This is a genomic window from Streptomyces netropsis (assembly GCF_014203545.1).
In the GTDB taxonomy this organism is placed as follows: Bacteria; Actinomycetota; Actinomycetes; order Streptomycetales; family Streptomycetaceae; genus Streptomyces; species Streptomyces netropsis.
Genome location: NZ_JACHJG010000012.1, coordinates 25573 through 37921 on the forward strand (window position 1 = coordinate 25573; position 12349 = coordinate 37921).

A 12349-nucleotide genomic window follows, 5' to 3' on the forward strand; every position below is an offset into this window, starting at 1 on the left:
ATGCGACCGAAGTCACCGGTGGCGACCGGCACCGAGCAGGTCTTCGGGGACCTGAGGGAAGTCGCCGACCGCGTCCGCGCGGGCCTGGAGGCGGAACGCCCCGAGTCGACGGAGGAACTCCCCCCGGACGAGGCCCCCGCCGGGCAGATCGGCCAGTTCGCCCAGTCGGAGCGCGACCGGGTCCTCACGGCGGGCGTGGGCGGGCTGGAGAAGCTCGCCGCCGGTCGCACGGACGAGATCAGCGACGACGAATCCTTCGGGATGGAGGCCATCGTCCTCCTCGAGGGCAGACCCGCCATCCTGATCCAGAACCAGGACTTCGCCTCCCAGCAGGGCGACTGGGCGGTGCTCGACGGGCAGCGGGCCGCCATCCGCGACTCCATCGCCCGCGTCGGCCGGGTGGAGGTCTCGGGACACACCAGCCTGGACTGGCTGGGCACGGCCTTCCTCGTCAGCCCCGACGTGGTGATGACGAACCGTCATGTCGCCGTGGAGTTCTCCCGCACCGACGGCACCGGCTGGACCTTCCAGCAGGGCATGGGCGCCCGTGTCGACATCGCCGAGGAACTCGGCACCCCGTCGACGGGAGGCGAGCCGTTCGCGTTCGCCGTCACGGAGGTGCTGGGCATCCACCAGGACGTCGACATGGCACTCCTGCGCGTCGACCCGTCCTCCGGCAGCCAGGCCCTGCCGCTCCCGCTGGCGGTGGCTGCCGACGCGCCGCCCGACGTCCCCGGCCGCCCGGTCTATGTGATCGGCTACCCGGCGTGGGACGGCCGCCGCAACGAACCGGAGTCGATGCGCAGGATCTTCATGGACGTCTACAACGTCAAACGCCTCCAGCCGGGCACCACGACGGAGGTCCTCCCCGAGGAGTTCACCGTGAAGCACGACTGCTCCACCCTGGGCGGCAACAGCGGCTCCCCGGTCTTCGACCTCACCGACCACCGTGTCCTCGGCCTCCACTACGGCGGCCGCTACGGCATCGGCAACTACGCCGTCCCGCTGTGGCAGATGGTGGACGATCCACTGCTGAGCCGAGCGGGGGTCAACTTCGTGTGAGCGCCGGCATCACCGGCCGTCCGGCCAGTCCCAGCCCAGTTGCATGAACATCCCCAGCCGGTCGCTCACCGCCCTGATCTCGGTGATCTTGCCGCGGGCCAGGGTGAAGATCCAGATCTGCTCGACCTCGAAGGCGCGCCGGGTCGGCTCCGGCATCCGAGGATGGGTTCCAGTGTGAACGCCGCGCACGGTCAGCCGCGCGACCACGCGGTCACCCTCGGCGATCAGTTCCTCGGGCACCATCTCGAGGGAACCGAACGCGTCGAGTTGCCGCTGGAACCCGTCGAACGCCGCGCCCGGCTCGTCGGCCTCGCCGTGGATGATCTTGTTGTGGTCGACCACGTCGAGAGCCATGTACAGGGGCAGGTCGGAAATCCGCCGGTCGTTGAGCGCGGCCAAGAAGTCCGACACGACCCGCTTGGCGGCCGTGAGCGACAAGGCGTCCATGGTTGCTGATCCCTTCTCCGGAACTCATTCTTACTGCGTAAGGGCAGGCTGATCGGTACTGTGGACTTACGATGTAAGAATGTCAAGCGGGAACGGGGCGGAAGTGGCACGCAAGCGGACCAGGGGTGAGCGGGCGGGGCTGTCGAGGGATTCGGTGCTCGACGCCGCGCTGGAGTTGGTGGACCGGGACGGACTGGGCGCGCTCACGATGCGCGGGCTCGGTGCCGAGCTCGGGGTCGAGGCGATGACGCTGTACCACTACGTACCCAACAAGCAGGCCCTGTTGGACGGGCTGGTGGAGCGTGTGTTCACGGGCGCGCTGCCTTGGGCCGAGGACGGGTGTCCGTGGCGGGCGTCGCTGCGGGCGTACGCCGAAACGCTGCGGACGACGCTGTTGCGCCACCCCGGTGTGCTGCCGCTGGTGGCCGGCCGGCCGGCGGTGACCCCCGGGACCCTGCACGCGGTGGAACGGGCCCTGCGTACGCTGCGCGCCGCGGGTTTCCCGCTCGGGCGGGCGCTCGACGTCGTCAACTCGCTCTCGGTCTTCGTGGTCGGCCACGCCGCCGCCGAGGCCGCCGTCGGTCCGGTGAACAAGACGGCGGGGCCCGGCTCCACGACGGACCTCGCCCGGCTGGACCCCGCGGAGTTTCCCCTGATCTCCGAAGCGGTCCGATCCGGTGAGGGCGTGGACGACGCGGCGCGCTTCCGGTTCGCGCTCGACGCCCTGCTCAGCGGGTTCGCCGATGACGGGCGGGGCGGGAGGGCGGGCACCTCCGCGGAGTAGACGCAGCGGTTGCCCGAGTATGCGCCGACTGGTCACCAGCTCCCCTCCGGAGAGCCGCTGTTCGTTGAGGGGTGACTGGACTAGGGTCGGTGCGGTGCGCCGTCGCCTGTACGTCACCGCGTTCGTGTCCCTCGCCGTCCTGACGGCCTGCGGTTCGCCGTCCGAGCCACCCGCGCCACGCCCCTCCGGGACATCGGCCGAGCGGGCTACGCGCGGCGACGGCGCCGAGCGGCTGTACCGGGGGACCGGGCGGGCCAGTGCCCAGAATCCCGCGTTCTCCCCGGACGGGAAAACCGTGCTGTTCACCGTCTTCCACGCGGGTTACAACGAGGGCGCCGCCGCACTGCGCGTGCTGCCCCTCGACGGCCGTGACCCCCGCGGCCCCGCCACCTTGTGGGGCGACGCGGACCGTGCCGCGGTGAATCTCACCGGTTCGAGCTGGCACGCGCGGGCCGGGGTGGCCTTTACCTCCGACCGGTCGGGACAGGACGAGGTGTGGGTGCTGCGGCCGGGCAGCCGGCCCACGCGCGTGACCGAGCACGACGGTGATTCCGGCTATCTGGAGCCCAGTTTCTCCCCCCGCGGCGACTGGCTCGTCTTCCAGGAAAGCGTCCAGCGGGAGAACGAGGACGGGCGGCCGGACCGGCCCTCCCGCCGTGAACTCGGCTCCCTCTGGAAAGTCAGACGGGACGGCGGTGACCCCACCCGACTCCTGGACGGCCCCGCCACCGGGACTGACAACCGCCAGCCGAACTGGTCGCCGAGAGGCGACCGGCTCGTCTTCCAGCGGCGCGGCCAGGACGACGACGAGTGGGCGCTGTACGTCATGAACGCGGACGGCGGTGGGTTGCGCCGGCTCGCCGTCGGCGCCGGCGAGCACACGGACGCGAGCTGGTCGCCCGACGGCCGCCGGGTGGTCTTCTCCTCCACCGCGGGCGGCCTGGACCTGCCGCAGATCTTCGTCGTCTCCGCGGACGGCGGACGCCCGCTCCGGGTGACCCGGAGCGGGCGTACCTATGACGGGGCGCCCAGTTGGTCACCGGACGGCCGGTGGATCGCCTTCGAATCCCACCCGGGGGACGAGGAGCGCCCGACGTCGCTGTGGCGGATCCGGGCCCCCAAGGCGTGAGACCCCTCCGTCAGCCCAAAGTGACGGCCAGCAAAGAGTATTGAGTGACCGTCAGGTCGACCGTGGCCGTCGCCGCACCGGTCATCCGCCACGTCACCGGCCGTGGTGCGGGGGAGGCGGCGTCCGGTGAGCTCACCGTCGCGGCCAGGACGCGTTTGCCCTCGGGGACCGTGAGGGAGACCGAGCACGTGGCCGGCGTGGTCCGGAAGGCGGCGGGGACGTCACCGAACTGCGTGAAGTTCACCAGCTGCACGATGGTGTCGTCGCCGAGCCGGCCGACCTCGAGGTGGATGCGACGGTCGCCCGTCAGCGTCACGGCGGCCGGGGCGGCCGCACGGACCGGGCCGAGCAGTGTGTCGGCACTCGCCTGGTCGGTGGCGGAGAGGTACGCGCGGCCGAGCAGGCTCTTGAAGTACCGGCAGGTGCCCGCCCCGAACCGGTTCTCCCTGCTGGTCGGCAACGGATCGCCCTTGCGGAAGCCGAGCACGTCGGCGAGGGCGTACTCGCTCCGGGCCGTGCCCACGTGATCGAGTGCGGTGGGCGCCGGACCGGTGATCACCAGGGTGCCCCCGCCCGACACGAAGTCGCGCAGCACGCCGGCCTCGGCGTCCGACACGGCTTGGAGATTCGGCAGCATCAGCACGCGGTAGCCGGCCAGATCGGCGGCGGTGAGCCCAGGGCTGGTCACGATGCCGAACGGGATGTGCGCGAAGACGAGCGACTTGACCGTGCCGCGGAACTCGCCGAGCCATTCCTGCTGGAGGCAGCTCTCCTCCGGGCTGCCGCCGCTCCACCAGTCCTTGACCCCCGTCGGCGCCTTGGCGTTGGCGAACATGCCCGTGCCCGGTGAGGGGCTGACGAAGTCGCGGGAGGAGGACGAGTGATAGACGCCGACCGCGGCGGCCGAGGTGGCGCCGTACAGCCGCTCCTGATGGGCCGAGACGAAGGCGTACATCCGCGTGCGCATCGCGAGATCGGTGCTGTCGCTCTTGAACGGGCTCTTGATCTCGTACGGATTGCAGCCCGCGGCCAGCAGTTCGGCCATCACCAGCGACGCGTCGTCGGCCTGCCAGCCGTACGAGAACGCCCACGCGGGCTTGGTGCCGCTGGCCGCCCGCGCGTATTTGTACATCGAGATCAGGCACGTCCAGTCCGTCGCGGTGGCGTGCCGCATCCCGTCGTAGAGGCCGAGGATGTCGACCTCCCAGACCTGGCTGACGCCCTCCGCCTGACGCAGATACGCCCCGTCGAGGCCGATGGAGGTGGCGTACTGGTAGTCCATGCTCACCGTCTCGTGGAAGGTGACCAGGTCCGGGTTGGCCGACCGGCCCGCCGCGGCGATGTCGAGTTGCCACTGGAGCAGATTGCGGTGCCGCCACTCCACGTACCGACGGAAGACCGGGTCGGCGAAGTCCGCCTTGGCCGGCAGCCGCAGACCGGTGTCCGCCTTGAACGCGGCCGCCGCCCAGGAGGAGGCGTCGCACCAGCTGAGCACCCCGTCGAAGTAGATCGGCACATCGGGCCATATCCCGTCCAGGCCCGTCCCGGCGAGTGCCTTGACGCGGCCCAGATAGAACTCCCGCCAGGGGGAGTTCGGGCTCACCCAGCAGCTCTCGTCGCCGGGGTCGACCCAGACGACCACACTGCCGTAGAAGACGTTGGGCTTTCCGTCGAGCGAGCGCTGCACCCAGGACTTGCCGTCGCCGTTCTTGTAGAACGACCGCCCCTTCTCGCCGCCGAGGCTGATGACTTCGAGCGAGGGGTAGTACATGACCACCCGGATACCCGCGCCGTGCGCGAGCCCGACGAACTCCTTGATCTTCCCGAGGTGCTGGGTGAACTCGGCGTCGGTCAGCCAGTGCGACAGAATGGTGTCGAGCTCGATCACACTGACGTTCTGCGCCTTGAGGGCGTTGATCACCGGCTTCATGTCGCGGGTGGGGTCGGCGTCCTCGTCGAAGGTCGCGTCGGCGATCCGGGCGAACCGGCTCCAGTCGGGGAAGCCGCCCCCCGTGGCGGCCGGAGCGGCCCAGGCGGGGCGTTCCTGCGGGCCCGGGAGAACGGGCAGGAGGTTGGCCGCGAGCGCCGCGCCCCCCGTTCCCAGGCCGGTCCGTAACAGCTTCCTCCTGCTGATTCTTCGTATTCCGTCCACAGCGGTCCCTCATTCTCACGGTGGGTGTCGGTGTGGTGCCCGAGCAGTCTGCCTGATCGTTTCCGGCCGTGCGGCAGGTTGTCGCGGGGGGCCGGGGATTCGGCTCGATCACGCCTACCGCACCGGTGTCGGCCCGGTCGGTCGCCGCTCCCGGCGGCCTCTCGTCCCGATCTGCCGGTCCGGCCCTGACATGGGACGATGGGAGAAGGAGGCCGCCGATCGGCCTGCTCCGGTCAGCGACGAAGCTCGTCTGTGAAGGAGCCCGACAATGACCACTCACGCAGGTGGGACGAGCACGGCCACCCGGGATTCCGGGAACGGTCTCGTCTCAGGTTGGACCGCGTTCGCCGCGATCCTGATGGTATTCGGCGGGCTGATGGCGATATTCCAAGGGATATCCGCCATAGCCAAGGACAACGTATTCGTTGTCACGCGCGAGTACGCCTTCCAGTTCAACCTGACGGGCTGGGGCTGGATCCATCTGATCCTGGGCATCGTCATCATGCTGGCCGGCTTCGCGCTCTTCAAGGGCGCGATGTGGGCACGCGTGGTCGGTGTCGTGCTGGCGGGCCTGGGCATGATCGCGAACTTCATGTGGCTGCCCTACTACCCGCTGTGGGCCCTGGTGCTGCTCGCGCTCGACGTCTTCGTCATCTGGGCGTTGTGCGCCGCGCCACGGCACACCACCTAGCGCGAAGCCGAAACGCTCACGCCCGACCCGTACCCCCGGCCGGTGGCGAACCGCCGGGGGCGGGGGTCGGTGTGAGCCGTACCGACACCACGTACGAGATGACGACGGCCACGATGACGAGCGGCATCACGGTGAGCCCCTCGGAGCCCAGCAGCAATGTGGCCAGCAGGACGGACGTCATCGGCAGCTTGAGCATCGCGACCGCCATGGCCCCGACACCCATCGCGAACCCCGCGGTGAGGGTCAGCCCGGGCAGCTCGGACAGCAGCATGCCGCCCGCCGCCCCGACGAACATCGCGGGGAAGATGGGGCCACCCCGGAAGCTGCTCAGCGACACGCAGTACGCGAGTGCCTTGCAGGCGACGAGGGAGACCAGCGCGGCCGTGGAGTAGGTGGCGCCGTGCGCCAGCAGCCCCTCCAGCGCGGTCTCTCCCGAGTACATCACCTCCGACGGCTCCCGTCCCGTGCCCGCCCCGTAGCCGATCGCGAGCCCCGCGACGGCCAGGCCCGCCACCACCGTGCCCACCACCCGGCGCCGTTCGACGCGCCCCTTCAGGAACAGGGCGAGCCGATGGACTCCCGCCCCCGCGAAGGCCGCCGCGATGCCGATGACCAGCGCCCAGCCGAACTCCGAGACCGTGGGCGCCGTCGCCTCGGGAATGTCGTGCAGGGCCAGTCCGTACGTACCGAGCCCCGTCCAGTCGCCGAGTCCCGTGAAGATGAGCGCACCGATCCCCGCGGCCAGCAGACCGGGTGCCAGTACCGTTCCCAGCAGTGGCCCGGCGAGCCCCGAGACCTCCATCAGGAGGAAGGCACCGAGCAGCGGTGAGCCCAGCAGCGCGCTGACGGCCGCGAAGCTGCCCGCCGCGCCCACCAGGGCCGCCGCCCGGGCGTCGGCGTTCCGCTTGGCCAGGCGCAGGGCCCCCACCGCCAGCCCGCCGCCGATGGCGATGAGCGGCGCCTCGGGGCCGAGCACCGCGCCGAGCCCCAGGGACGCCAGGGAGGCGCAGGCGACGCCGGGAAGCTCGGCCAAGGAGGGTGCGCCGCCCGCCTTGAAGCCGTCCGCCGGTTCATGCCCGCCGCGACCCGGCAGATGACGTACCGTCAACCCCACGAGCAGGCCTGCCAGGGCCAGCATCGGCAGAGGCCACCACACGGGTGTGTCGTGGAAGCCGAGGGCCGCCGGCAGGTCGGTGTAGATCACTGGTTGCAGCTCGTTGACCAGCGCGAGGAAGCCGAACGCCACCGCGCAGACCGGCACCCCGACGAGTGCGGTCAGGGCCAGGAGTCCCAGATAGGGCCGGGTGCGCAGGGGAGCGTAGGGGTCTTCCGGCGCTGCCGCCGATGCCGCTCCGGGTTCGCCGACCGACATGCGTGCCGCCTCCTCGCCGGGGTGAACGCCGGTGTCCTCGGGATCCGCGTGCCCGGCACGAGCCGGGCGATCATCCGTCAGTAAACCACCTGAAGACGGTATAAATGCCGCATGGCAGCTCAGGGCAGCCGGGTCGGCACCCGCCGTGGCACCGGCGTTCCGGTATGACACCCCCACGGCTCGGATCCTTCGGGCGGCAGGAACGCCGCCGGGTGTTGCTCCGTCATGTCCTGCGCCCGGTGGGAGCGGTGACCCTGCTGGTGGTGCTCTACTACCTGGCCCCGCTGGATCGCTCCCCGGACGCCGGGACGGCGCTGGCCCTGGCCGCGGGGCTGTTGTTGTTCCTCGCCCTCGTCGTCCACCAGGTCAAGGCGATCGCGCGCTCCCCGTACCCGCGGCTGCGGGCCCTGGAGGCGCTCGTCACCGCCGTGCCGCTGCTCCTGCTGCTCTTCGCCGCCGCCTATGTGCTGATCGAGCACGGTCACCACGGGTCCTTCTCCGAGGCGTTGAACCGCACCGACGCCCTGTACTTCACGGTGTCGGTGTTCGCCACCGTGGGGTTCGGTGACATCGCGCCCGTGACGATGGTCGCCCGTGTCGTGACCGTGGTACAGATGCTCTTCGACGTCGTGGCGCTCGGCCTGCTGGCGAAGAGCATCCTCGGAGCCGCCGAGGTCGGGGTGCGACGGCGGTCCGCACGGGACGCCGGAGAGGCGGGGCCCACGGGGAGCGGGTCCGCGGATTCCTGACCGGCGCCGAGCCGGCGAGGGCGCGGACCCGGCTGCCGGAAGGTACGGATCCGGGCGTCCCGCCCGCTCGCCCGGACGCTCAGGCGCACCAGGTGCCACGGCAGGACGCCGCGACGAAGCCGGGCCCGAACGCGAGCAGCAGCCCCTCCTCGCCGTCGCCGGGCGGGTCGTCGTGGGTGCGGGCGAGGACGTCCAGGACCGCGACGCCGCCCAGGTTGCCGTTCTCCTCCAGGCTGCTCCACGAGTGCCGGAGCACCTTGGGCTCGACGTCGAGGCCCCGGGCCACGTCGTCCAGGATGCGGGGCCCGCCGGGGTGGATGGCCGCCCATCGCGGGGGCGTGGGCGTCGTCCGTCCGGCGTGCAGCCAGTCGTGGAGGGCGGGCATGACGTCGCCGGCGGCGTTCGCGGCCTTGCGCGTGGAGTCGAAGTGCAGGCCGGCGTCGTCGAGGCGGCCCCAATAGCGGTCGTGACTGTCGGGGAGCCAGTACTCCCAGGTGTCGTCGATGCGCAGCCCCGGGCCGAGTGGGGTGTCGGTGACGACGCAGGCGCCCGCGCTGTCCCCGAACAGCGCTTTGTAGATCATGCTTTCCAGGGTGGTGTCCCCGTGGTGGTAGATCGTGCTGATCGCCTCGGCGGCGACGACGAGGACGCGGCTGCCCGGGTCGGCCCGGACCTCGCGGGCCGCGCGGATGAGGGCCTGCGCACCCCCGACACAGCCGAGGGTGGCCATCGAGATCCGGCGGACGTCGGGGCGCAGTCCGAGCGCGCCCGTCAGGTGGACGTCGAGGCCGGGCACGGCCCACGAGGTGGTGTGACTGGTCACCACGCAGTCGACGTCGGCCGGTGTCAGCCCGGCGGTGGCCAGGGCCGCGCGGGCCGCCTCCTCGGCGAGGCGGGCGGAATCGGCGAAGGCCACCCGGTTGCGCTCCCCGATCGTGGCGGTGCCCGCGACGGTGGGGGAGCGCAGCGACCGGGTGAAGCGCCGGGTGTGCACCCCGGTGGCCCGGACGACGCGCAGAATCGAGCCCAGCCGTGGGTTGTCGCCGTGGTGCTCGCTGATGTCGGCGCAGATGTCATCGGTGGTGACGACGTGGTCGGGCAGGGCTATCGAAGGCATCGAGACGTAGGAGGGCACGAGGGCTCCACGAGGTAGGCGGGCGCGGTTTGGCTCAAACCTATGTGTAAAGGTGTCGCAAATTCGCCTACACGTGCCATCGAATGTGCTGTGCCGATCCGGAGTATCACCGGGCGTGCAGCATGGGCTGACGCGGCCTCTGCTCTCCGCGGTGGAAGACGAGGACCATGAGGCGGGCGCGGGGGGAGGCGAGGGGTTCGGCCGTGCACAGTGACACCCAGCCCGGGCCCATCCGCGCGTGGTCGAGGGGGCGCTCGTCCCCGTCGGGGTGGATGTACGCGCCCCCGCCGGCCTCGTAGAGCGGGCCGACCACCGGGTCGGCGAGGATGTCCGCCTCCAGCGCGGTCAGCGTCTCGTCATGGGGCAGCGCGGCCACGGCGGCCCGCATCTGGGGGAGGACGAACGGCAGCCAGTACTCGGTCCACCCGGTGAGCACGTCGCGGGCCTCGGGTGCGAGCGTCATCCACCGCATGGTGTTCGCCGGGACCTCCCCGCTGGGGAACATGGCGGCGAACGCCTCGTTGAAGGCGAGGACGTTCCAGGACTGGTCGTTGAGATACGCCATGTGGGACATGCTGTTGACGACCTCCTGCCACGCCCCGGGAACCTCGGTGCCGGACCGGGGGTGCAGCGGGTACGGCGGGTCGCGGTGCACCGTGTAGAGCCACAGCAGCGTCCATTCGTGCTCGTTGAACGCGAGCAGCCGGGCCACGTCCCGCAGGAGGTCCTCGGGCGGGTTGGGGTGATTTCCGGTCTCGAGCCGGTTGAAGGTCCCCGGGGCGCGGTGCAGCAGTTGGTCGATCTGTGACTGTGCCAGTCCCGGGGCCCTTCGACCCTGCCGGGCCGGGCGGGCGAGGCCGTGCTCTTCCGGGGCTATGAGAGCCCGGCGCGCACGGAGCAGCTTCTGCAGTGCTTCCTTGTCCACGTACGAATCCCTAATATCACGAGCGGCACCGCCAGGGGAAGGCGATTTCATTGGACAGTTTTTCCACCGAAAATCTCGGGGAAGAAATGATCGCATCCCTCATGCATGATCGACCTGCGGGTCCGTGTCATGAGAGCGGCGCTGACCTGGGCGCCTCACCCTATGTGAGGCCCAATCAGGGAGGGTACAATTCACTCGTCGACCGATCGAAACGGGAAGCAAAGGGCGGCCGCCATTCGCCCGCAGCTGCCGAGATCTGCGTTACGTGACCCGCTATCGGGTCTGTTCCAGTGCTAATCGACGCCGCCCCGGCGGGCATCCGCGGTGAAGTCTCACAGAGACGGTCCGCGGCATTTGCGACCGCCTCCGGCCGGCCCCATGGGCACGGAATCCACATGCAGTTCCCCATGCAGTTCACCTGCGAACCGGCCGGACGGACGGCACCGGCGCCCTCGGCCGCCGGGAGAGGTTCGTCCCAGGATGCGGCGCTGATCCGCGGCGCATGGGGTGGCTGAACTTCGACGGTGGCGAGGGCTGTCGGCAACCGGCCGACGGCCCCGCTCGCCCAGGTGCCGACGACACCGGCACAAGGCGCTGACGGCTACCGCTCCGTTTTCCCCCGCCCGGCCCGGGGCGCGCTCAGCGCGCGGTCGGCCAGCCGGGCGTCTCCCGGAACCACCGCGCCTTGTAGAGCGAGCCGCCGGGCATGAACCCGGGCCGGCGCCTGCCCTCGGTGGCGAAGCCGACCGTGTTCGCGAAGTCGGCCTTCCACGACGGCTGCGCGTAGATGATCCCGTCGGTCGGCGACAGGCCGATGGACTTCATGCCGGAGAGCGGTTGCCCGGCGTCGTCGCGTTCCCTGACGTGGGAGCCGAAGCCCTTCAGGTACGTGTCGGAGGCACCGGAGAAGGCGCCCCGGTCGATGTCGAAGACGAAGACCGTCAGATCGGTGGTGACGAGCAGTTCACGCTGCCCGGGGACGGGGGCGATGTCGTGCGGCCCGTCGTACCACCCCGGCCACTCGGGCAACGCCGGAGACTTCCGCATGGTGTGAACGGCCTGCTGCGAGAGCGGCTGAGCGGCTGCGGAGTCGTACCGGTAGGCCACCAGGAGGCCGTGGACGTCGGGGCTGTCGGAGCCCTGCTGCGGCCAGCGGTTCGTACCGACCGCCCAGAGGACCTTCGCGGTCTCGTCCCACAGCAGTCCGTGGGACGAAGGAAGCCCGCCCACCCGTTGGATCGGCTCCGTGGCGATCCGCCGGTCCATCGAGTAGACCCACACCCCTCCGGCGGCCGAGGAACCCGTGTCGGCGACGGCGATCCTGTTGCCCGGCAGCATCTCCACGGAGTGCATGTTCGTGTTGTTGCAGGCGCCGAAGAGGATGTCGCCCCCGGGGTAGGAGACGACCACCACCCCGTTGCCCACGATCGCGGCGATCCTCGTTCCGTTCGCGGCCCACTTGGCCTCGGTCACGCCGTAGCTCTCCCGCAGGCAGGACAGGCCGGGTTCGTCACCGGGAGGGACCCAGGACCACAGGGGAGTGACGTTGCCCCGGGAGTAGACGTTGATCTGCTGCTTGATGTTCCTGGTGCCGCGCAGACCGGTGATGAACAGCGGTGCGGCGGCGTCCCGTACGAGCGGGCGCGAGGGCCCCGGCGCGGCGTGCGCGAGCGGGGCGGTACCGCTCAGGAAGAGGAGCCCGGCCAGGGGTGCGAGGAAGAACCGACAGATGCGTGACAGCGGCTTCCGTACGGGGGCGGCTTCGTCTCCGGACGACACGGGGGCTGCTCCTCGGCTGCCGAGCGGACGGTGGTGCATGGCCCGCCCAGCCGATCACCGCTCGGGACGCGCCGCCATTTCCGCTGGCCCATGTGGCGTAGGAGCCCGGCTGCGCGGGCGGCCC

11 protein-coding genes are annotated in these 12349 nt (G+C 70.8%); 5 read left to right on the forward strand and 6 right to left on the reverse strand.

What is annotated here, in order from left to right; translation table 11 throughout:
• Positions 1 to 1062, forward strand: a complete 1062-nt coding sequence (locus FHS38_RS25410) for a trypsin-like serine peptidase (protein WP_184737233.1) — start codon at positions 1 to 3, stop codon at positions 1060 to 1062.
• Positions 1063 to 1071: 9 nt separating this feature from the next.
• Here the strand turns inward: FHS38_RS25410 and FHS38_RS25415 are convergent, their stop codons facing one another.
• Positions 1072 to 1509 carry an ester cyclase gene (locus FHS38_RS25415; RefSeq protein ID WP_184737235.1) on the reverse strand — a complete coding sequence of 146 codons (438 nt, stop codon included), beginning with the start codon at positions 1507 to 1509 and terminating at the stop codon, positions 1072 to 1074.
• A 79-nt stretch (positions 1510 to 1588) separates the two neighbouring features.
• Between FHS38_RS25415 and FHS38_RS25420 the strand changes: the two genes are divergently transcribed.
• Together FHS38_RS25420 and FHS38_RS25425 are read left to right on the forward strand one after the other, a co-directional pair.
• Positions 1589 to 2293 carry a TetR/AcrR family transcriptional regulator C-terminal domain-containing protein gene (locus FHS38_RS25420; RefSeq protein WP_184737237.1) on the forward strand — a complete coding sequence of 235 codons (705 nt, stop codon included), beginning with the start codon at positions 1589 to 1591 and terminating at the stop codon, positions 2291 to 2293.
• A 94-nt stretch (positions 2294 to 2387) separates the two neighbouring features.
• On the forward strand, positions 2388 to 3422 hold the full coding sequence (locus FHS38_RS25425; RefSeq protein WP_229821962.1) for a TolB-like translocation protein: 1035 nt from the start codon (positions 2388 to 2390) through the stop codon (positions 3420 to 3422).
• Positions 3423 to 3432: 10 nt separating this feature from the next.
• Here FHS38_RS25425 and FHS38_RS25430 read toward each other — a convergent pair whose 3' ends face one another.
• Positions 3433 to 5574 (reverse strand): beta-galactosidase trimerization domain-containing protein, encoded by a 2142-nt coding sequence (locus tag FHS38_RS25430; protein WP_184737241.1) that lies wholly within the window; start codon positions 5572 to 5574, stop codon positions 3433 to 3435.
• A gap of 268 nt (positions 5575 to 5842) precedes the next feature.
• Between FHS38_RS25430 and FHS38_RS25435 the strand changes: the two genes are divergently transcribed.
• Positions 5843 to 6265: a DUF7144 family membrane protein gene (locus tag FHS38_RS25435; protein WP_184737243.1), complete on the forward strand. Its 423-nt coding sequence runs from the start codon at positions 5843 to 5845 to the stop codon at positions 6263 to 6265.
• Positions 6266 to 6281: 16 nt separating this feature from the next.
• Here FHS38_RS25435 and FHS38_RS25440 read toward each other — a convergent pair whose 3' ends face one another.
• Positions 6282 to 7637, reverse strand: a complete 1356-nt coding sequence (locus tag FHS38_RS25440; protein WP_184737245.1) for a chloride channel protein — start codon at positions 7635 to 7637, stop codon at positions 6282 to 6284.
• Positions 7638 to 7849: 212 nt separating this feature from the next.
• On the opposite strand from FHS38_RS25440, the gene FHS38_RS25445 reads away from it, so the two are divergent.
• Entirely contained in the window at positions 7850 to 8386 is a 537-nt protein-coding gene (locus FHS38_RS25445; protein ID WP_229821961.1) for a potassium channel family protein, read from the forward strand.
• Positions 8387 to 8465: 79 nt separating this feature from the next.
• Here the strand turns inward: FHS38_RS25445 and FHS38_RS25450 are convergent, their stop codons facing one another.
• The 3 genes from FHS38_RS25450 to FHS38_RS25460 all read right to left on the reverse strand — a co-directional run bounded on the left by FHS38_RS25450 (position 8466) and on the right by FHS38_RS25460 (position 12225).
• Positions 8466 to 9521 (reverse strand): beta-ketoacyl-[acyl-carrier-protein] synthase family protein, encoded by a 1056-nt coding sequence (locus tag FHS38_RS25450; protein WP_184737249.1) that lies wholly within the window; start codon positions 9519 to 9521, stop codon positions 8466 to 8468.
• A gap of 106 nt (positions 9522 to 9627) precedes the next feature.
• A complete protein-coding gene (locus tag FHS38_RS25455; protein ID WP_229821960.1) occupies positions 9628 to 10446 on the reverse strand; it encodes an MmyB family transcriptional regulator in 819 nt (272 codons plus the stop codon).
• A gap of 639 nt (positions 10447 to 11085) precedes the next feature.
• On the reverse strand, positions 11086 to 12225 hold the full coding sequence (locus tag FHS38_RS25460; protein WP_184737253.1) for a hypothetical protein: 1140 nt from the start codon (positions 12223 to 12225) through the stop codon (positions 11086 to 11088).
• Between the last annotated feature and the right edge of the window lie 124 nt (positions 12226 to 12349).